Raw genomic sequence first — 19832 nt, forward strand, 5'->3', positions numbered from 1 at the left:
TAATTAATGGATTTTTTAATCACTTTTTTATACTTTTTCAAATACAAGTTGATCGCCGTCATCTTCCAGGCTTATTGTATTATCTGTTGTTTCCACTACATTCCAGTCTTCTTCCAATGCATCAAATAAATCGTCATCATCAGAAAAACTAAATACGAGCTTTAATTGACCTTGACTGTTTACAAAAGTAGACCAGCTACCGGTTTGAATAATTGATTGATTGTTTGATACTTCCACTAACCCGTTAGCATTGAATGTAAAGTTAAGGTTTTGATAATTAGAAGTTTCATCTTCATTATCATCTAGATAAAGCGCAACAAACCATTCTCCAGAAGTTAATTGGGTTTGTAAGTTTTGGGTTTCTTCGTTATTGGTAGCTGTGCAAACCTGCTCCAATTCAAGTTTGTCTTCAATGTGTCTAAATTTTACTTCAATTTCATCGTCGTCGTCATCGTCGTCAAATTCTCTAAATATCCAGCTTGGGTTGTTCAGATCCGGTAATCCATTGATTTCAAGATTTAACTTCACGCTAGTAGAGGTTTCCGTAAGACTCCAAGTGCCGTTAAAAACTGTACCATTTGGACTTGTGACTAACGCATTATTATTTTCCCGAAAATCTATTAAATAGCCTTCATATAAATCGTCTAAATCTTCGTCATCAATTTCTAGGTCATCAATTTTCCATAGACATTCCAGCAATAAAGCCTCAAGATCGTTAAGAGAAATATTCGTGTTACTATCATCGTCGCAATCGTCATCGTTTGCTTCAATGATGTTGTTTAATTCGTCATTGTTATTAACCGTAATTACGGTACCATCAAATAGTACAACATTAATTGGATAGTTGATAGCGGCAATCACATCTTCGTCATCAAAATCGTCATCAAGAAAATTAAATAATTCTTCATCATTATTAACAACAACGGTATTTAAAAATTGAAAGGCCGTGTTAAAAAGTGATAAGGTAATTGGATATTCAAATGTGATACAATCAATATCGTCCTCAACATTATAACTATCTAAACATTCTTCTATGTAAAACTCCAATTCGTCATTATTATTCACTTCAACTTCAGAATAATCAAATAAAATAAGCGTAACCGGATAGATGATTTGAAGTTCATCATCATCATCGTCAAACTCATCAAAAATAGTAGCCACAATATCGTAATCTTCTTCTGTCTCAATAGTTATTTCAATACCATTTACTACAACGTTAAAGGGCAACTTTATGGCTAAACAGCTGGTGTTGGTAACAATTGACGATGCACTGCTACTAAAAGTAGACATGTTAAAAATATTTCTGGCAAGTGGTGAATCTGGCACTAAGGCTTCTTGCTCTGTAGGCTGGGTGATTTCTGTAATTTCATCCTGGCACGATGACAATGAAATTAGGGCAAAAAAGGTGAAAAGTTTTAATAAGTGTACAGTTGCTTTCATGTTTTACAGTATTATCATTTACAATATAACAGATGAGTTTTAAAAAGTCCTACCTGTGTTTTAATTTTTTTATGTCGTGATGTAATAATTCCAGGCGTTTTCTTGTAGAAATGATTGATTTAAGCTGATTTAATTTTAGTTGAAATTTCATTTTTAGCACCTTATTATCCGGATTATTAATTAAGTTCTCCTTCAAGTTGTCTAAAGTTGAGATGCTTTCATAAAGTTTTTTGTCGTTATACTGTGACAAAATAATAATACCATAATCTAAAAACGAGTTTTTTAACTTTAAACTTATACAGCATTCCAACGAAGGCTTTATTTCAGACAACTGGGAGCGACAATAGTTCATGTTTTTCAATTTTTTAACTTATTTTCGAGAATGAATTTCTTGTTACTAAACAATTAAAAAGCTAATTTTCCTACCTGAAATTTTTATTAATGCCATTACCGTTAAATGACAATGTCTGCGCTGAAACCGTTTATTCGGCCATATTCAGAAAATATTCTAAAGACCTGCACGATTTTTTGTATTACAAATTTGGTGAGAATTTTAATCCAAAAGATAAAGTACAAGAAGCCTTTATCAAGCTCTGGGAAAATTGTAGTAAAGTGACACCCGATAAAGCAAAGTCGTTTCTGTTTACAGTGGCTAATAATTTAATGCTTAATGAGCATGCCCATCAAAAAGTGGTGTTGAAATATCAGGCAACCAAACCAAAGCATTACACCAATGAAAATCCGGAGTTCATTATGCAAGGCAATGAATATATGGATCAACTACAAAAGGCTATTGAAAGTTTAAGCGAAGCTCAACGAGTTGCCTTTTTACTGAACAGAATTGAAGGAAAAAAACATAAAGAAATAGCCGAAATGCTCAATATTTCAACCAAAGCCGTTGAAAAAAGAATTTATGGCGCTTTAAAAATATTAAAAGAACAGGTTGAAGGTTTAAATTAATTTTAAAGTAGGTAGGAGTTTTTTTAACTTACCTGTTATATAGTTGAAATACGTGAATTATGACACATGAAGAACTCATAAAAAAATGGTTAGACAACGAGCTAAATCAAACTGAATTCGAAGCCTTTACACAACTCGAAGACTACGAAGATTTAATTAAGTTAGACCATAGTATGCAGCGTTTTAAAGCACCACAATATAACGCCGAAGTTGAACTAAAATCTGCGCTACAACAGATTGAAAGCCGCAAAACCAAGAGTACAAATTGGCTAAAACCGATGATGCGAGTTGCAGCCGTTTTAGTTGTTGCTTTTGGTTTATATTTTTATGTTTCAGGTTTGGAAACCACCTATCAAACAACCATTGCTCAGCAAATTGACACCTATTTACCCGATGACTCTCAAATTACTTTAAATGCAGCCTCTTCCCTATCGTTTAACAAAAGAAGCTGGGATAAAAACAGATTGGTAAATCTAGAAGGTGAAGCATTTTTTAAAGTAGCCAAAGGCTCAAAGTTCAACGTGGTTACTTCTGCCGGAACAGTAAGCGTTCTGGGTACAGAATTTAACGTAAAACAAAGAGCTAATTATTTTGAAGTTTATTGTTTTGAAGGATCTGTTGGTGTTGAAACCAAAAACGAATCTTATGTTCTAAAACCAGGTGAAAGTTTTCGAGTAGTTGATGGCAATATTGAAAAACTTTCGGATGCTTCGGCAAAATTACCTTCATGGTTATCTAATGAAAGCTCATTTGAAAACGTACCTGTTCATTTGGTTTTTGAAGAATTAGAACGTCAGTATAACATTACAATTAATAGTTCTAATATTGAAAAATCTGTTTTATTTAATGGAACCTTTACGCATACCAATTTAGAACTGGCTCTAAAATCTATAACCATACCCTTAAATCTCACCTACAAAATCGACAATAATGTAATCACTATTTTACGTGAGTAAAACTTTAATAAAGTTAATATTTGTTATTATATTATTTGGTGTTTTCAATAATCATTTGAAAGCCCAAAATGACGAAAAAATCGCCTTAGAAGCTGTCTTAAGGTCGCTTGAAAAACGTTATGATGTAAGGTTTTCATACAACCCAAGCGCCATTGAAAATATGTTATCTGCCATTCCGGGTGATGAACTTAACTTAAACGAAGCATTAGATATTATTAAACTTAGCGCATCTGTTTCCTTCACCATTTTAAATGAGCGTTTTATTGCAGTAAAAGTCATCAACAAGTTAGAAACCTTTTTAGACCAAACTTTAGACGAGATTTTAGTTAGCAACTACATAACTTCTGGTGTTTCTAAAAAGTCGTTGGGTAGTTTCAATATTAAACCCGAAAAATTTGGAATTTTACCCGGTTTGGTTGAGCCCGATGTGTTACTCATTTTACAGTCTTTACCGGGAATTACAAGTACAGACGAAACGGTTTCTAACTTGAATGTACGCGGTGGAACCAACGATCAAAACTTAATTGTTTTTGACGGTATGAAGATGTACCAATCCGGACATTTCTTCGGGTTGATTTCTGCATTCAATCCGTACCTCACCAAAAATGTATCGGTTATTAAAAATGGTTCAAGTGCTTTTTACGGCGACGGTGTGAGCAGTATTTTAAACATGCAAACCTCAACCGAGGTTGGAGAAGAAACCAAAATTGGTGCCGGCATTAACATGATTTATGGCGATGTTTTTGCTGAAGTACCTCTAAATAAAAATATTGAATTTCAACTGTCGGCAAGAAGATCTATAACCGATTTAATTTCAACACCAACCTTTAACAACTATTTTGACAGGGTTTTTCAAGATTCTGATTTAAGTCGAACGGCTGCTTCAAATCAAACACTTACACAAGATGAAAATTTTTACTTCTATGATGTTAACGCCAAATTATTGATGAATTTGAGTGAAAAAGACAAAATAAACATGAGTTTTATCAACTTTTTCAATACCGTAGACTATCAGGAAACCGCAGCTATTAGTATTGGCGACCAATCATTAACAAGTTCACTAACCCAAAGTACGCTGGCCGGCAGCTTTACTTATAACCGTAAATGGAGTGACAAGATTAATACCGAGGCACAATTTTACATCACCGATTATCAATTAGACGCCACAAATTTCGATATCATCAACAATCAACGACTCATTCAGGCCAACGAGGTTTTAGATGGCGCTGTTAAATTAAATCTGAATTATAAGCCTCTTGAAATTCTTGATATAAATTTTGGCTATCAATTTAACGAAGTTGGTATTACCAATCTCGAAGATGTTAACAATCCGTTATTTAGAAGTTTTATAAAGGAAGTGATAAGAAGTCATTCAGGTTATGCTGAAGCAACTTTTAAATCTAACAACGGAAATACCATTATTAGAGGTGGCGGCAGAGTAAATGCCTTTCAAAAATTTGACACCTATCTTTTGGAACCCAGATTTGCCTTTAGCCAGCGGTTTGCCAACTATTTTAAATTTGAATTGTTAGGTGAATTTAAAAGTCAGACAACCACTCAAATCATAGATTTACAAAACGATTTTTTAGGGGTTGAAAAACGAAGATGGATTTTATCGAACAACTCCAGTATACCAATTGTAAAAAGCAAACAAGCTTCGGCAGGGATTTCATTTAAAAAAAATAATCTTTTTATCAATGCTGAGGGTTTTTACAAAGAAGTTACAGGTATAACTGCCCGAAGTCAGGCGTTTCAAAACCAGTTTCAATTTATAACAGATATTGGTGGTTATACCGTAAAGGGTGCTGAATTCTTGATTAACTACCAGAATGGCAAGCTGAGTTCATGGTTGAGTTATACCTTTAACGACAATCAATATCAATTTGCTAATTTAAATAATGGCGAACCTTTCAGAAACAATTTTGAAATTGAGCATTTGGTAAATTTCGGTATAAATTATAATGTCAATAACTTTAAATTATCATCGGGTGTTAATTGGCACTCGGGTTTACCAATTACCAGGCCGGTAACCGGAAATAAAGTATTCAACAATAGAATAAATTTTGAAAGCCCTAATAACAGTACAACTCAAGATTATTTAAGGGTAGATGCTTCTGCGAGTTACAGTTTAAATATTTCAAAAAGAACTAAGCTGGATTTAGGCGCATCGGTTTGGAATGTCTTTAATACTAAAAATGTCATTAACACTTATTATTACGTCAACGAAAGCAATCAACCCGTTAAGGTTGAAAATTTGTCACTTGGCATTACACCCAACTTTTTTGCGCGAATTACACTTTAATGTTTTAAAATTTTATGCATGACCAGAACATGCGGAAATGTAATGGCAGCTAAGAACGAAAAGAAAAAAGACAGCATCACCGTTGGATTGTCTTTAAAGAATTGAACCAACACAAAAAATCCCACAACCGAAAGTAACCAATAAATAAAAGAAGCCCTAATGTACCTTACAATTGTCTCTTTAGTTACTTCCTTATACAAAAACTCCACCTGATCGGCCAATGATGGTAAAGAATGCCAAAGAATAAAATATAACGTAAAAGACCATATTAACGAAGCTATAAAAAACACAACAGAAAAAAGTAACAAATAAAATAGTTCTAAAAACACATTGAACTTTTGTTTGATATAGACCATCGTCCCGGTTACTAGGGTAAGTATTGCAGATGCTAGTAAAGTCCATCGTAAAACATCAAGCACCACAACAACACCAATCATCTGATTGATAATACGCAAAGCATCACTTGCATTAAGATATAATATTAAGGTAATAACAAAAAGCCCATATCCAAAATAAAATAAATACGCACTGATGGTATTTTTAACTTGTAAAAAGTGAAAATGTTGTTCACCAAAATGATAAGCACTAAATACAATAAATATTATTAAGGCGAGCATAGGCACTAAAAAAAACAAGGCAGTACCTAAACCTATCAGCATTATATATGAAGTCAACACCTTAAAAAAAGTGAGATTTTCAGATCCATAAGCTCGTTTTATAAGTGTAATATCATTTGATCCATGCAAAATTCCGAGTGAAAATATGAGGAAAAAGGCTACATAATTTTCAAAACCTCCCAAAAGATAAGCCGATATCCACAAACCGAAAAATGTTGAAACTATGCGTATTGACTGTATTTTTTGATGTGTTGAACTCATTATTTTTCTTACGTTTATTTTTTTTCACAAAATTTTAAACATTTTGTGTTTAAACTTTTGTAAATTTACCTAAACAAAATAACTAATTAACAATATTATGAATAATTTATTTTATGCTATCGGTGATGTAAGCAAAATTGCAACCGATGATTACGTAGGCTTTACTTTTTTCGTAGGAAGTATGGCAATGATGGCTGCTTCAGCCTTTTTCTTTTTATCATTAAATCAATTTGATAAAAAATGGAGAACTTCGGTTCTAGTGTCAGGTTTAATTACCTTTATTGCAGCAGTACACTACTTCTACATGAGAGATTATTGGGATCAAGTAGGTGAGTCCCCAACATTCTTTAGATATGTGGATTGGGTATTAACTGTGCCATTAATGTGTGTTGAATTTTTCTTAATTTTACGTGTAGCTGGCGCGAAAGTTGGCTTAATGTGGAAATTGATTTTCTGGTCTGTTGTGATGCTAGTAACCGGTTACTTTGGTGAAGCTATCGCAATTGGTAACCCAACTATGCAGTGGGTATGGGGATTAATTTCAGGTATTGCATACTTTGTAATTGTTTACATCGTATGGTTTGGCGAAGCTAAAAAATTAGCCGAAACAGCCGGTGGCGCAGTATTAAAAGCACACAAGGTATTATGCTGGTTCGTATTAGTTGGATGGGCGATTTATCCATTAGGCTACATTTTAGGAACCGAAGGTGGTTTATTTGGCTTACAATTAGTATCAGACATCGATGCCGCTCAAATGTCAATGAACGTAGTTTACAACATTGGTGACGCCGTCAACAAAATTGGTTTTGGTTTGGTTGTTTATGCTGCCGCAGTGGCATCACAAACTAAAGTAGAAGCATAAAATATATCATTTATTAGTTAGAAGTTTAAAGGCTGCTCTTTTAATGAGAGTAGCCTTTATTCTTTAAGTCAAATTTTAAATTTATTAGTTATGTTCGGATTATTTAAAAAACAATCTCCTGAAGAAGCGCTTCAAAAAGAATACAAAAAATTACTAAAAGAAGCTTTTGAACTTTCAAAAACTAACAGAAGTGCCAGCGATAAAAAGCAAGCCGAAGCGCAAGCAGTTTTAGAAAAAATTGAAGCTCTCAAAAAGTAAATTACATTCTTTCGGGTACACTAATACCCAATAAGCTACAAGCCGATTTAATAGTATTGGCTACACAATTGGCTAATTGTACCCTAAATAGTTTCTCATTTTTGGAATCGGCACCCAAAATTGACACGTTTTGATAAAATGTATTAAACGATTTTACCAAATCGTAAATATAGTTGGCAACTAACGCCGGACTAAAATTCTGTGCGGCATTCTGGATTACTTCAGGGAACAATTGTAGCTGTTTAATAAGCTCTTTCTCTTTTTCATGTAAAACAACAGTCTCGTCATGGTAGGCTTCATCAAGATTAGCCTTTCTTAAAATAGACTGAATTCTGGCATAAGTATACTGAATAAACGGGCCGGTATTACCTTGAAAATCGATGGATTCCTTTGGATCAAATAAAATGCGCTTTTTCGGATCTACCTTCAATATATAATATTTTAAAGCGCCTAACCCGATAGTTTTATACAAATCTTGCTTTTCTTGCTCGCTATAGCCCTCTAGTTTACCCAATTCCTGAGAAATTTCGGCTGCGGTTTGCGTCATTTCGTCCATTAAATCATCGGCATCGACAACCGTACCCTCGCGACTTTTCATTTTACCGCTTGGTAAATCAACCATTCCGTAACTTAAATGATATAAATTTTTGGCCCAGTCAAATCCTAATTTTTTTAGAATTAAAAATAGCACTTTAAAATGATAATCTTGCTCGTTTCCAACGGTATAAACCATTCCTGTAACATCATGATGATCTTTAATTCGCTGAATAGCGGTGCCAATATCCTGAGTCATGTACACTGCGGTACCGTCTGAACGCAAGACTATTTTTTCGTCTAAACCGTCAGGTGTTAAATCGCACCAAACAGAGCCATCGTCTTTTTTATAAAAAACACCTTTTTTTAAACCTTCGGCAATAAATTCTTTACCCAGCAAATAAGTTTCGCTTTCATAATAATAACTATCAAAATCAACACCAATGTTTTGGTAAGTAACTTCAAAGCCATCATAAACCCAGTTATTCATTTGTTTCCAAAGAGCAACCACATCAGGATCACCGGCTTCCCATTGTCTAAGCATCTCTTGAGCTTCCAGTAAGATAGGCGCATTTTTTTTGGCGTCTTCTTCAGTGTAACCTTCAGAAATTAGTTGTGCAATTTGTTTTTTATATTCAGCATCAAATTTTACGTAATAATTACCTACCAGTTTATCACCTTTTAACCCGGTAGATTCTGGTGTTTCACCATTACCAAAGCGTTGCCATGCCAGCATACTCTTGCAGATATGAATACCTCTGTCGTTTATAATTTGGGTTTTGTAAACTTTGTGGCCAGCAGCATTTAAAATTTCAGAAACACTGTATCCCAACAACACGTTACGCACATGGCCCAAATGCAAAGGTTTGTTGGTATTAGGCGATGAATACTCAACAATTACAGATTGGCCGCTGTTATTTGAAAATCCATAATTCTGCAAATTCTTTATCTCGTTGAAAAAAGACAAATAATAGCTATCTGCAATTTCGAGGTTTAAAAAACCCTTCACCACATTAAAAGCCTTAACAACTTCAACATTTTGCTGCAAAAACTCACCAATTTGTTCTCCGATAACCTGTGGATTACCCTTAATAAATTTTAACAAACCAAAGACGACTACTGTAATATCACCTGGAAATTCCTTGCGGGTTGCTTGAAATTCGACCGTTTCAATATCTACCGAAAAAGTGGTTTTAACTGCTTTTTTAATTTCGATTTCCAGAACTTGCTGAAGCGTCATGTGAATGTTATTTAAGGCGTCAAAGATACTATTTTTATTAATATTTGATGTTTGAACACCTTTCAATCAATCGGCTCTTCCAGCATCAAAAATGACTAAAAAAGCAATTCTGAATTCATTCAAATTATAAACCTATGTGTTTGTTTTTGTGAGTTTTAAATACATTTATGCATTTCGCCGACAAAAGTGTATTTACTCTAATTTTTTGGCAGTTTATCGACATGTCGGATTTTTTTTATCATTCAACTTTCATTTTATCTAATTTTTCGGTATTAAATCCTCTAAATTAGTATATGTAATAATGTTTGTTGATTTTTGGAAGGCTATTAAATCAAGGTCCCAAACGTTGATGAATCCTAATGAAAAAACAATAACAGTTTTGTTATGGTTTTTTGTGAACTTACTTAACCATTCCCTCAAGGCAAGTTGGCATCACATTTATATCACAACTAAAACTAACCAGCCATGAAGCAGCAGTTAACGATTTTAACTGCCCTGTTGTTTGCTCTGTTTGTTCCTGCCCAGAACGAACAAGTAGATCAACTTATACTGGATATTGCCTTTCAAACTAAAGATTCTGCCAAAGTTGATAGTTCTATAAAACTTATTGAAGCACTTTATAAAGCCGAAGATTACAAAAAAGCCTTACTATATATAGATCAAACCCAGCAACTGGCTTCTAAAATTAACTACACCAAAGGAAATGCAGAGGCCAATTATTATCGCGCTTTGATTTATTCAGACAAGAACGACTATTTCAACGCTTTAGACAATTATAATAAATCCAGAAATTTTTACACGCAATTAAACGACACCTTAGGCATTGCCAAGGTTAGTAACAGTATTGGACTCATTGAAATTAAACGTGGAAATTACAGTACCGGCTTAAAAAATTCACTGTCGGCTATAGCTATTTTTGAAAAGAGAAATTTAAGAGACGAATTGAGCAAAGCCTACAGCAATTTAGCCGAAGCCTATCATCTAACCAATCAAATTGAAAAAGCACTTGAGTTTAATCAAAAAGCCTTGAAAGTTAGAACACAGCTTGGTGATAGCACCGGAATGAAATTGTCTACCAAAAATATTGCGCTGTTATATTCTAAAAGAAAAGAACATAGGAAGGCCATTGAGTTCTACGAACAAACGCTAAGTTTACTTAATCCTAAAACTGATCAGGACCTAAGAGGCGAAATATTACCAAGAATTGGATACGAATATTTACAATTTAGAGAATATGATAAGGCCACTAATTACCTACTTGAAGGTTTAGAATACAACCGAGAAACCAAAAACCAAGAAGGAATTTTAATTTCTTTGAATGCCATAGGAAACTTAAATATTGAACAAAACAAATTAAAACTAGCCGAAATACAATTGGCCGAAGCCCTTACAATTGCGGAGCAAACCAACAATAAAAACGAACTTCTTAAAAACTATCGTTTACAAATCGCACTAGATTCTACACGTGGTTTTTATCAAAATGCATTTAACTGGCAACGCAAATACTTTAACCTAAAAGAAACCTTAACTGCAGAAAGGCAACCACAAACCTTTGAAGAAACAGAAAACAGTACAGCCGAATCAATTTTAGACAGTTCAATAACTAACGAAACAGACCATATTACCTCAAAATCTGAGATAGACAAAAAATATGAAATAGCCACTTATTTGTTGGGAATTGGTTTGTTAATTGCTTTGATAAGTTTATTTGTAACCGGAACTCAATACAACAAAGCTAAACAAGCTCAAATTGGTTTGGCAGCAAAAAATAAACAACTTACAGAGCACAACGCTGTTATTTTAGAACAAACGCAGCACTTAGAAGAAATCAACAAAGTTAAAGACAGACTGTTTTCAATTGTGTCTCACGATTTAAAAGATTCAATCTCGTCAATTAAAGGATTTTTAGACTTACTTAAAGAAGACAGTATTACCAAAGAAGAGTTTAACGAATTGATACCCGAATTAAGTGAAAATGCCAACAACGCCTCATTGCTTCTTTATAATTTATTAAATTGGTCTAAATCTCAAATGCAAAATTTAGAACCAAAACCTGAATTATTTAATATACAAGAGGTTTTTCAAACAAAAATTAGTCTCATCGAACAAAAAGCAGAACAAAAAAGATTGGCTGTAATAGACGAGTCTCAAAGAGACCATGTTTATGCAGATCGCAGCATGATTGAAATTGTAATTCAAAATTTGCTGACCAATGCAGTTAAATTTAGCCGCGTTGGAGATGTCATTACTGTTAGCAGTCAAGATTTTGGTGATAAAGTAAGATTGAGCGTGGAAGATACGGGCGTTGGTATTTCAAAAGAAAATATGGATAAATTGTTTAAAAACGACGCCTTTACCACCATAGGTACCAAAAACGAAAAAGGTACCGGTTTAGGTTTAACGATTTGTAAAGAACTGGTTGAGCTCAATAATGGCAAAATTTGGGTTGAAAGCACACCTAATGTTGGCAGTAAATTTTTTGTCGAACTGCCTAAAGCAGTCAAATAAATCTCTTATTAAGACTTAGGCAGAAACACCTCAGCCATCATACAACGAGCACTGCCGCCGCCACAAGTTTCAATAGTTTCTAAAGACGAAGACACAATTTTACAGTGCTGTTCTATAGTCGTTTTTTGTTCTTGCGTTAAGCTATCGTGAGCAGATTTGCTCATCACTAATAAGTCTTGATTATTTAAACCTTTTAATTGCAACATATTACCCGCAAACTGATGCATTTGAGATTCGGTAATGGCAATAATTGTTTTACCGGTGTTTTTTAAATGTTGAAGTACTTGCTTGCGTTCTTTTTTATTGTCGATACTGTCTAAACAAATTACTGCAATTTTAGACCCAATACACATCATAACATTGGTGTGATATATAGGTAATCTTTGGTTATCTGCAGTTTGATAAGCTGTAAATACCACGGGAAAGTAATCGAAATCTTCGCAAAACTCTATAAATAAATCTTCATCGGCTCTTGGTGACAGTGCACAATAAGCTATTTTATTTTCGCGGTCCAAAACTAAGCTGCCGGTACCTTCCAAAAACAAACCTTCGTCTTCTGCGCTGCTATAATCAATGATGTTTTCAATTTTAAAACCTTCACGCTCCAGGGTCATAAAGACTTCTTCACGACGTTCCTTTCTACGGTTTTCAGCAAACATCGGATAGACGGCTACATCGCCATTTTCATGAAAACTCACCCAATTGTTCGGGAAAATAGAATCTGGTGTATCTAGCAATTCGTCATCGCTTTCAACTATCACATTAACACCATTGGATCTCAATACCTGCACAAAATCATCAAATTCTTGTTGCGCCTTTTTATTAATTTCAGCATTTTTTAAATTCAAATCTTCCTGAAAGTAATTATTTACCGCGGTCTGTTCATTCATTCTAAAATGAACAGGTCTTATCATTAAAATGGTATTGGTAGCTTGAGCCATATTTGTTAACGCATAATTTAAGATACAAAAATAAATTATTTAAACCCCATTGTATTGAAGTGTGACATAATTTTTACGAGCAAATTGATTATGTTTGATGTCAATTTTATAAAAAAGATGAAAAAATATTTATCTCTTGTAATTTTTGTGATGTTCAGTTGTTCTGAAAAAAATGATATAAATTTTGACTTTACAACCAAATTTGAAAAGTCAAACGGAATTGAAACAGCTACTTATCAAGAAACAATAAACTACTATAAAGCACTTGAAAAAACGTTTAAATCTATTAAAGTTGATAGTTTTGGAACCACCGACTCCGGGTTTCCTTTGCATCTTGTAACGCTAAATCCCGATGCCGAATTTAATTTTAGAACCATTGCAAAAGACAAAAGAATAATTCTTATCAATAACGGTATTCACCCAGGCGAATCAGATGGTATTGACGCGACCATGATGTTGTTTAGAGATTTGGCCAACGGTACTATTAAAATGCCAAAAAACGTAGTATTAACCACCATCCCAATATATAACATAGGCGGAAGTCTTAACCGAAACAACACCACACGAACCAATCAAAATGGTCCGTTAGAATACGGTTTTAGAGGCAACGCCAGAAATTATGATCTCAATCGTGATTTTATAAAAAGCGATACCAAGAACGCCAAAACGTTCGCGGAAATATTTCACACGGTAAACCCAGATGTTTTTATAGACAACCATGTAAGTAATGGCGCCGATTATCAATACACCTTAACCCATTTGTTCACGCAACACAATAAATTAGGTGGTGAATTAGGCATTTATTTGAACGATCAATTAATGCCCAAATTAGAACAATCTTTAAACAACAAAGATTGGATTATTACACCCTATGTAAATGTTTTTAACAGAACACCCGAAAGTGGATTTTCTCAATTTTTTGATTCACCGCGTTATTCAACCGGATACACTACACTTTTTAATTGCTTAGGAATGATGGTAGAAACACATATGCTAAAACCATATCAACAACGTGTTGAAGGCGCTTACGAGCTCATGGCATCAATGTTGCAAATTGTTGATAACGATAGTGAAGTCATTAAAGACTTAAGAAATAAACAGGCAATAAGCTATAATGCCGGAGATTTTTATCCGTTGAACTGGGAGTTAGACACCACTAAATCAAGCATATTAAATTTTAAAGGCTTTGAAGCTGAAAATATTACCAGCACAGTAACAGGATTGCCCAGATTAAAATATAATAGCAGCAAACCTTTTGAAAAAGAAGTGGTTTACAAAAATTATTTTAAGCCTTCAGATAGTGTAGCCATACCAAAAGCTTATGTTATTCCTCAAGGTTGGCATGATGTTATTGAACTTTTAGAAATAAATCACGTGGAGTTGAACAGATTCAAAACCGACACAATCATTGAAGTTGAAAGTTACAGAATTACAGACTACAAAACCAGAACATCAGCCTATGAAGGTCATTATTCACACTACAACACCAAGGTTGAAGTATTTAATAAACAAATAAACTTTAGAAAAGGAGATTACTATATAGAAACAAAACAAAATGCAGTAAGATATCTGTTGGAAACTCTGGAACCAAAAGCAGTAGATTCCTTCTTTAACTGGAATTTTTTTGATACCATTCTTCAGCAAAAAGAAGGATTTTCTCCTTACGTTTGGGAAGACAAGATTATAGAGTTATTTGCACAAAACCCAAGACTGCAAATTGCTTTTAATATGAAAAAATCTTTAGAACCTGACTTTGCCAAAAATTGGTACGCTCAGCTAGACTGGCTACATAAACAAAGTGATTTTTACGAAAAAGCACACATGCAATACCCAGTCTACAGAATAAACTAAGAAAGAATGTTATAACAAGCCTTTAATATTGGCATAACTATTAGATAAAACTTTTTCAATTTGGGAATTATCCAACCATTCAACACTTGTAATACCTTCACTCGTTTCGGGGACCAAGTTCCCTTTAAAATTAGTTTTCATTTCAAACCAAAATGTTTCTTTTAAAGCATGCTTTCCGTTGCGCTTAAAAATATGATAGGTGGTCTGCAAAGGTCTTGTTATCGATAAGCTTGAAACACCTGTTTCTTCTTCAATTTCGCGCATGGCTGCCTTCTCAAGGCTTTCATTTTTCTCGATTCGCCCTTTGGGTAAATCCCATTTGTCATTTCTATAAATGAAAAGCACTTTTTTATTTTCGTGAATTACCTTTCCACCAGCAGCTCTAATCATTGGCAATAACTTAAATAATTCGGGCAATAATTGATTTTTGTCGGGATGAATTAGATGAACGCTTTTTAGTTTGGTAACATTGAGCTGCTTTATAATATTACCAATTGGGGCAGATTTTATAAGGTAATTTTTAAAACCGTCTTCTTTAAAAATTTGATCTGTTAACATAATTGGTTTATCACCAACATATATCTGAATCATATTAAATACATTTATAAAGGTGCGCGCCTGCAATAGGTACGAAACACAATAATACATAAAATATCATTTAGTCAAATCAATAAATAATGTAATTTTGCCTTATGATAATCTCCAAAGACATAGCACAGCAAACTGCGGCGTTTTTATTACAAATAGAGGCCATTAAATTACAGCCAAAAAAACCTTTTATTTGGGCCTCAGGTTGGAAATCGCCTATTTATTGCGATAACCGAATTGTTTTATCCTATCCCGAAATCAGGTCTTACGTTAGTAAAACAATGGCAGAATTTTTACTTAATACTTACGGCAAACCGGATGTTATTGCCGGAGTAGCCACAGGTGCAATAGGTATAGGTATGTTGGTTGCAGAATTTTTAAAATTACCTTTTATTTATGTGCGACCCGAACCTAAGGGTCACGGCAGACAAAATCAAATAGAAGGTAAATTAATGCCCGGGCAAAAAGTGGTGGTCATAGAAGATTTAATTAGCACCGGAAAAAGCAGTCTAAATGCAGTTAAGGCACTAAAAGAGCACGATGCCAATGTGCTAGGAATGATTGCTATTTTCACCTATGGTTTTAGTGAAGCTGAAGAAAATTTTAAGCATTACAACGTAAGCCTCAATACACTTAGCAATTACAATCATCTTATAAAAGAGGCTAAAGAAACCAATTATATTTCGGCAGAAGATGAAGAATTCCTCTCTCAATGGAATGCTAATCCATCCGGTTGGTTGAATAAATAAAAATATTAATATGAATATTGAATCTAAAACAGTTAAAATAAATAAGTCGTCTCAAGAAACTTTTGATTTTTTGAATAACATTGAAAATTTTGAAAAGCTAATGCCTGAATCTATTAGTAAATTTGAAGTTTTAGATACTGATAAATTTTTGTTTGCATTAAAAGGCATGCCCGAAATTGTGTTAAAAAGAAAAGAAGTTGAATCGCCTAACAAAATTGTACTTGGCGCCGGTGGTGGAAAAATTGATTTTAATCTCACCGGACATATTATGGCTATCGATGATTCAACGTCTGAGGTGAAACTGGTTTTTGAAGGAGACTTCAACCCTATGATGGCTATGATGATAAAAAATCCGATTACAAAATTTATCGAAACTTTGGCCGAAAATCTACCAAAATCTGTTTAATACAATAAAGTTATTTCTTTAAAACCAAAAGATTTAATTACTTTATTTTCAAGTAAAACAAGTAAGTTACCTTGCTTGTCTGTACCATAAATATAACCAGCAAATAAGTTGTTGTTCTTATCCTTGAAAGTCGATGGTTTGTTTAATCTGAACAAAGTGCTGTTATAGTTTTTTTTAAGTTCATCAAACGCATGTTTTTCTTGAAGTTTAAGAAACGATGCTTTGATATTAATCAAAACTCTGTCTAATATTTCTTCCAAAGGAATAACTCTTCCAGTAATGTTTATTAATGACGAAGCCTGAGGAAGGTTATCAAAATTTGTTTGGTTTACATTAAGACCAATTCCTATGATAGACGCCTTTAATTGATTGTTCTTTATGATGTTTTCAATAAGAATACCGCCTAATTTCTTATTGTCTGACAAAATGTCGTTGGGCCATTTAATTTTTAAATTTATAATCATTAGCTCGTTGAGCGTTTGTATCAAAGCCAACGAAACCACTATACTTATAAAAAAATGATTTGAAATTCCTAGCCATGAAACATCCTTATAAATACTGATTGTAAGGTTTTTACCGGGTTGAGAGCTCCATACCGTACCCATTTGACCCCTACCTCTGGTTTGATTTAAGGTCCAAACTACCGAATAATCTTCCAACTCTTTAGTGGCCAAAAGTTGGCGCATATAACTGTTGGTAGAATGGGTGGCATTAAGTTTGATTATAGTCATTTAAGTTTTATAATTATCTTATGATTTTAAGAGGTTTAAAAGAAACAAAAAAATAATAACTTTGCACAAAATTTAAAGGATTTTAATGACGAAAAATAAAATAACGGCAGATCAATTAATTACAGCTATAATTGGTGGTATAGAAGATGTTAAAGGACAAGAAATAAACATTTTAGATTTACGCGAAATTGAGAACACAGTTTGCGATTACTTCGTTGTTTGCGAAGGAACATCTAATACACAGGTAAGTGCCATTGTAAATTCAATACAAAAAAAAGTTAGCAGAGAAGTTAAAGATAAACCTTGGCATGTAGAAGGTGAAGAAAATGCCGAATGGGTACTTATAGACTATGTAAACGTGGTTGTTCACGTATTCCAGAAACATATAAGAGCGTATTATGATATTGAAAGTCTTTGGGGAGACGCTAAATCCACACAAATACAAACAAGTTACTAAAATTGCATGAAAAAAGAAGATAAAAATTCAAACAACAAGCCAAAATTAAATCCAATGTGGATTTACGGCAGCATCATTGCCTTATTTTTGGCTTTACAATTGTTCTCTAGTGGCTTAAGCTCTCAGAGTGCTGAAAAAACAACTGTTGCCCAATTTATTGAGTTTCTTAAAGAAGGAGACATCAATAAAGTTGAAGTGGTAAATAAAAGAATAGCCAGAGTGTATTTAACCTCTGAGGCGCAGAATAAAGAAATTCACAGAAAAGCCATTCCAAGAAGTGTTTTCCCAACTACCGCTCAAGGTCCTAACTACACATTTGAAATTGGCAGCCTTGAAAATTTTGAAAAGCAGGTAACAGATACCATCACTGAATTTAATCTAAACACCAGGCTACAGTTCGAAACAGAATCAAATGTGTGGGGAGATTTGTTTCTATCCTTATTACCATTTATACTTATCATTGGTGTTTGGATTTTTATCATGAGAAGAATGTCGGCTGGTGGCGCAGGTGGTGCAGGTGGGCAAATTTTTAATATTGGTAAATCTCGTGCGAAGCTATTCGATGAAAAAATCGATACCAAAACATCATTTAAAGATGTTGCCGGACTGGAAGGTGCTAAAGAAGAAATACAAGAAATAGTTGATTTTTTAAAGAGTCCAGATAAATACACATCTCTTGGGGGTAAGATACCAAAAGGTGCTTTGTTGGTTGGACCTCCGGGAACAGGGAAAACACTATTGGCAAAAGCTGTTGCAGGTGAAGCTAAAGTACCTTTCTTCTCACTATCTGGTTCAGACTTTGTTGAAATGTTTGTTGGTGTTGGCGCTTCAAGAGTAAGAGACTTATTTAAACAAGCGAAAGAAAAATCTCCGTCCATCATTTTTATCGATGAAATTGATGCTATTGGTAGAGCTAGAGGAAAAAACAACTTTTCAGGATCAAACGACGAAAGAGAAAATACCCTCAACCAGTTATTAACCGAAATGGACGGTTTTGGCACCAACACAAATGTAATTGTATTAGCCGCCACCAACCGTGCCGATGTTTTAGATAAGGCATTAATGCGTGCAGGCAGATTTGACAGACAAATTTATGTTGACCTGCCGGATATTAGAGAACGTAAGGAAATATTTGAAGTACACTTACGACCAATAAAACGGTCAAACGACTTAGATGTTGATTTTCTGGCAAGACAAACACCGGGATTTTCCGGAGCAGATATTGCTAATGTGTGTAATGAAGCAGCATTAATTGCAGCCAGACAAGGTAAAAAAGAAGTGACCAAACAAGACTTTTTAGATGCTGTTGATAGAATTATTGGTGGATTAGAAAAGAAAAATAAAATTATCACTCCAGATGAAAAAAGAGCTGTGGCATTTCATGAAGCCGGACACGCAACTGTTAGCTGGATGCTTGAGCACGCAGCTCCATTGGTAAAGGTAACTATAGTTCCAAGAGGAAGATCGCTTGGTGCAGCCTGGTACTTACCAGAAGAAAGACTTATTGTTAGACCCGAACAAATGCTGGACGAAATGTGCGCCACCATGGGAGGTAGAGCTGCCGAAAAAGTTATTTTTGATAAAATATCAACCGGGGCCTTGAGTGATTTAGAAAAAGTTACCAAACAAGCTAGAGCTATGGTAACTATTTACGGCTTGAGCGATAAAATTGGAAATTTAACCTATTACGATTCAAGTGGACAGTCTGAGTATGGTTTTACAAAACCATATAGCGAGCAAACTGCTGAACTTATTGATAGAGAAATTTCAGAATTAATAGAAACTCAGTACAAACGAGCTATCAAAATTCTTGAAGAAAACAAAGATAAATTAACACAACTGGCAGAGGTTCTTCTTGAAAAGGAAGTGATTTTCAAGGATAACTTAGAAAAAATCTTCGGAAAGAGAACATTTGCCAGAGATCTTCAAGAAGAAGAATTACTTAAAAAAGAAGCTGAGGAAAAGAAAAAAACCGTTGAAAATTTGGAAACCGATAAAACCGATTCTGCTAACGAAAAAAATACCCAAGAAGCAGAAACAAATACCGAGAACCCGGTTTCAGAAGAAAAAGAAGAACAACCTTAATAATAATATTAGTGTTTGATTATTACAAAAAACTTAAATTAATCTTGCGTTAATTTAAGTTTTTTTATATTTGATAAATTCTCTGA

Annotated in this window: 17 protein-coding genes; 11 read left to right on the forward strand and 6 right to left on the reverse strand. The window is 34.0% G+C overall.

Translation table 11 applies throughout. The features are described 5' to 3' along the window. Positions 1-27 precede the first annotated feature (27 nt). Positions 28-1440 (reverse strand): hypothetical protein, encoded by a 1413-nt coding sequence (locus FJ651_RS08190; protein WP_140990023.1) that lies wholly within the window; start codon positions 1438-1440, stop codon positions 28-30. A 441-nt stretch (positions 1441-1881) separates the two neighbouring features. Here FJ651_RS08190 and FJ651_RS08195 point away from each other — a divergent pair, with 441 nt between their 5' ends. From FJ651_RS08195 to FJ651_RS08205, 3 genes are read left to right on the forward strand one after another with little or no spacing between them, the layout of a single operon-like run. Further along, complete coding sequence (locus FJ651_RS08195) at positions 1882-2400, forward strand: RNA polymerase sigma factor (RefSeq protein WP_140990024.1); 519 nt, start codon at positions 1882-1884, stop codon at positions 2398-2400. 59 nt (positions 2401-2459) lie between these two features. After that, positions 2460-3356 carry a FecR family protein gene (locus FJ651_RS08200; protein WP_140990025.1) on the forward strand — a complete coding sequence of 299 codons (897 nt, stop codon included), beginning with the start codon at positions 2460-2462 and terminating at the stop codon, positions 3354-3356. After that, complete coding sequence (locus tag FJ651_RS08205; protein ID WP_246085337.1) at positions 3349-5658, forward strand: TonB-dependent receptor plug domain-containing protein; 2310 nt, start codon at positions 3349-3351, stop codon at positions 5656-5658. Before FJ651_RS08200 ends, FJ651_RS08205 begins: the two co-directional genes overlap by 8 nt. Here the strand turns inward: FJ651_RS08205 and FJ651_RS08210 are convergent. Further along, positions 5655-6536: a Brp/Blh family beta-carotene 15,15'-dioxygenase gene (locus tag FJ651_RS08210; protein WP_140990026.1), complete on the reverse strand. Its 882-nt coding sequence runs from the start codon at positions 6534-6536 to the stop codon at positions 5655-5657. The two genes, FJ651_RS08205 and FJ651_RS08210, sit on opposite strands and share 4 nt — an antisense overlap. A gap of 97 nt (positions 6537-6633) precedes the next feature. Between FJ651_RS08210 and FJ651_RS08215 the strand changes: the two genes are divergently transcribed. Further along, positions 6634-7398: a bacteriorhodopsin-like gene (locus tag FJ651_RS08215; RefSeq protein ID WP_140990027.1), complete on the forward strand. Its 765-nt coding sequence runs from the start codon at positions 6634-6636 to the stop codon at positions 7396-7398. A 90-nt stretch (positions 7399-7488) separates the two neighbouring features. Continuing rightward, the gene (locus tag FJ651_RS08220; protein WP_140990028.1) at positions 7489-7656 is read left to right on the forward strand and encodes a Lacal_2735 family protein; all 168 of its coding nucleotides are present in this window, start codon (positions 7489-7491) and stop codon (positions 7654-7656) included. Between the two features lies 1 nt (position 7657). Here FJ651_RS08220 and argS read toward each other — a convergent pair whose 3' ends face one another. Beyond that, positions 7658-9430, reverse strand: a complete 1773-nt coding sequence (gene argS / locus FJ651_RS08225; protein WP_140990029.1) for an arginine--tRNA ligase — start codon at positions 9428-9430, stop codon at positions 7658-7660. Positions 9431-9895: 465 nt separating this feature from the next. Here argS and FJ651_RS08230 point away from each other — a divergent pair, with 465 nt between their 5' ends. After that, positions 9896-11938: a tetratricopeptide repeat-containing sensor histidine kinase gene (locus tag FJ651_RS08230; RefSeq protein ID WP_140990030.1), complete on the forward strand. Its 2043-nt coding sequence runs from the start codon at positions 9896-9898 to the stop codon at positions 11936-11938. An 8-nt stretch (positions 11939-11946) separates the two neighbouring features. Here the strand turns inward: FJ651_RS08230 and ctlX are convergent, their stop codons facing one another. Next, positions 11947-12879 (reverse strand): citrulline utilization hydrolase CtlX, encoded by a 933-nt coding sequence (gene ctlX / locus FJ651_RS08235; protein WP_140990031.1) that lies wholly within the window; start codon positions 12877-12879, stop codon positions 11947-11949. Between the two features lie 117 nt (positions 12880-12996). Between ctlX and FJ651_RS08240 the strand changes: the two genes are divergently transcribed. Further along, on the forward strand, positions 12997-14730 hold the full coding sequence (locus FJ651_RS08240; RefSeq protein WP_140990032.1) for a M14 family metallopeptidase: 1734 nt from the start codon (positions 12997-12999) through the stop codon (positions 14728-14730). A gap of 9 nt (positions 14731-14739) precedes the next feature. Here the strand turns inward: FJ651_RS08240 and FJ651_RS08245 are convergent, their stop codons facing one another. After that, entirely contained in the window at positions 14740-15321 is a 582-nt protein-coding gene (locus tag FJ651_RS08245) for an NUDIX hydrolase (protein ID WP_140990033.1), read from the reverse strand. Between the two features lie 101 nt (positions 15322-15422). On the opposite strand from FJ651_RS08245, the gene pyrE reads away from it, so the two are divergent. Together pyrE and FJ651_RS08255 are read left to right on the forward strand one after the other, a co-directional pair. After that, positions 15423-16067 (forward strand): orotate phosphoribosyltransferase, encoded by a 645-nt coding sequence (pyrE, locus tag FJ651_RS08250; RefSeq protein ID WP_140990034.1) that lies wholly within the window; start codon positions 15423-15425, stop codon positions 16065-16067. Positions 16068-16077: 10 nt separating this feature from the next. Beyond that, positions 16078-16473 carry an SRPBCC domain-containing protein gene (locus FJ651_RS08255; protein ID WP_140990035.1) on the forward strand — a complete coding sequence of 132 codons (396 nt, stop codon included), beginning with the start codon at positions 16078-16080 and terminating at the stop codon, positions 16471-16473. Here FJ651_RS08255 and FJ651_RS08260 read toward each other — a convergent pair. Next, positions 16470-17204: a biotin--[acetyl-CoA-carboxylase] ligase gene (locus tag FJ651_RS08260; protein ID WP_140990036.1), complete on the reverse strand. Its 735-nt coding sequence runs from the start codon at positions 17202-17204 to the stop codon at positions 16470-16472. The two genes, FJ651_RS08255 and FJ651_RS08260, sit on opposite strands and share 4 nt — an antisense overlap. An 85-nt stretch (positions 17205-17289) precedes the next feature. Here FJ651_RS08260 and rsfS point away from each other — a divergent pair, with 85 nt between their 5' ends. Continuing rightward, positions 17290-17661, forward strand: coding sequence for a ribosome silencing factor (gene rsfS, locus FJ651_RS08265; RefSeq protein ID WP_140990037.1), 372 nt, complete (start codon positions 17290-17292; stop codon positions 17659-17661). 6 nt (positions 17662-17667) lie between these two features. After that, entirely contained in the window at positions 17668-19746 is a 2079-nt protein-coding gene (ftsH, locus tag FJ651_RS08270; protein WP_140990038.1) for an ATP-dependent zinc metalloprotease FtsH, read from the forward strand. Positions 19747-19832: the final 86 nt, after the last annotated feature.

Origin of the sequence: Paucihalobacter ruber, from assembly GCF_006494535.1 — a bacterium.
GTDB lineage: Bacteria > Bacteroidota > Bacteroidia > Flavobacteriales > Flavobacteriaceae > Paucihalobacter > Paucihalobacter ruber.

Excerpts from the sequence above, each read along its gene's own strand:
- ftsH (WP_140990038.1), top strand. The coding sequence starts at position 17,668 with ATGAAAAAAGAAGATAAAAATTCAAACAACAAGCCAAAATTAAATCCA.
- FJ651_RS08190 (WP_140990023.1), bottom strand. The coding sequence starts at position 1,440 with ATGAAAGCAACTGTACACTTATTAAAACTTTTCACCTTTTTTGCCCTA.
- FJ651_RS08230 (WP_140990030.1), top strand. The coding sequence starts at position 9,896 with ATGAAGCAGCAGTTAACGATTTTAACTGCCCTGTTGTTTGCTCTGTTT.
- FJ651_RS08195 (WP_140990024.1), top strand. The coding sequence starts at position 1,882 with ATGCCATTACCGTTAAATGACAATGTCTGCGCTGAAACCGTTTATTCG.
- ctlX (WP_140990031.1), bottom strand. The coding sequence starts at position 12,879 with ATGGCTCAAGCTACCAATACCATTTTAATGATAAGACCTGTTCATTTT.
- argS (WP_140990029.1), bottom strand. The coding sequence starts at position 9,430 with ATGACGCTTCAGCAAGTTCTGGAAATCGAAATTAAAAAAGCAGTTAAA.
- FJ651_RS08215 (WP_140990027.1), top strand. The coding sequence starts at position 6,634 with ATGAATAATTTATTTTATGCTATCGGTGATGTAAGCAAAATTGCAACC.
- FJ651_RS08240 (WP_140990032.1), top strand. The coding sequence starts at position 12,997 with ATGAAAAAATATTTATCTCTTGTAATTTTTGTGATGTTCAGTTGTTCT.
- rsfS (WP_140990037.1), top strand. The coding sequence starts at position 17,290 with ATGACGAAAAATAAAATAACGGCAGATCAATTAATTACAGCTATAATT.
- FJ651_RS08220 (WP_140990028.1), top strand. The coding sequence starts at position 7,489 with ATGTTCGGATTATTTAAAAAACAATCTCCTGAAGAAGCGCTTCAAAAA.
- FJ651_RS08245 (WP_140990033.1), bottom strand. The coding sequence starts at position 15,321 with ATGATTCAGATATATGTTGGTGATAAACCAATTATGTTAACAGATCAA.
- pyrE (WP_140990034.1), top strand. The coding sequence starts at position 15,423 with ATGATAATCTCCAAAGACATAGCACAGCAAACTGCGGCGTTTTTATTA.
- FJ651_RS08255 (WP_140990035.1), top strand. The coding sequence starts at position 16,078 with ATGAATATTGAATCTAAAACAGTTAAAATAAATAAGTCGTCTCAAGAA.
- FJ651_RS08200 (WP_140990025.1), top strand. The coding sequence starts at position 2,460 with ATGACACATGAAGAACTCATAAAAAAATGGTTAGACAACGAGCTAAAT.
- FJ651_RS08210 (WP_140990026.1), bottom strand. The coding sequence starts at position 6,536 with ATGAGTTCAACACATCAAAAAATACAGTCAATACGCATAGTTTCAACA.
- FJ651_RS08260 (WP_140990036.1), bottom strand. The coding sequence starts at position 17,204 with ATGACTATAATCAAACTTAATGCCACCCATTCTACCAACAGTTATATG.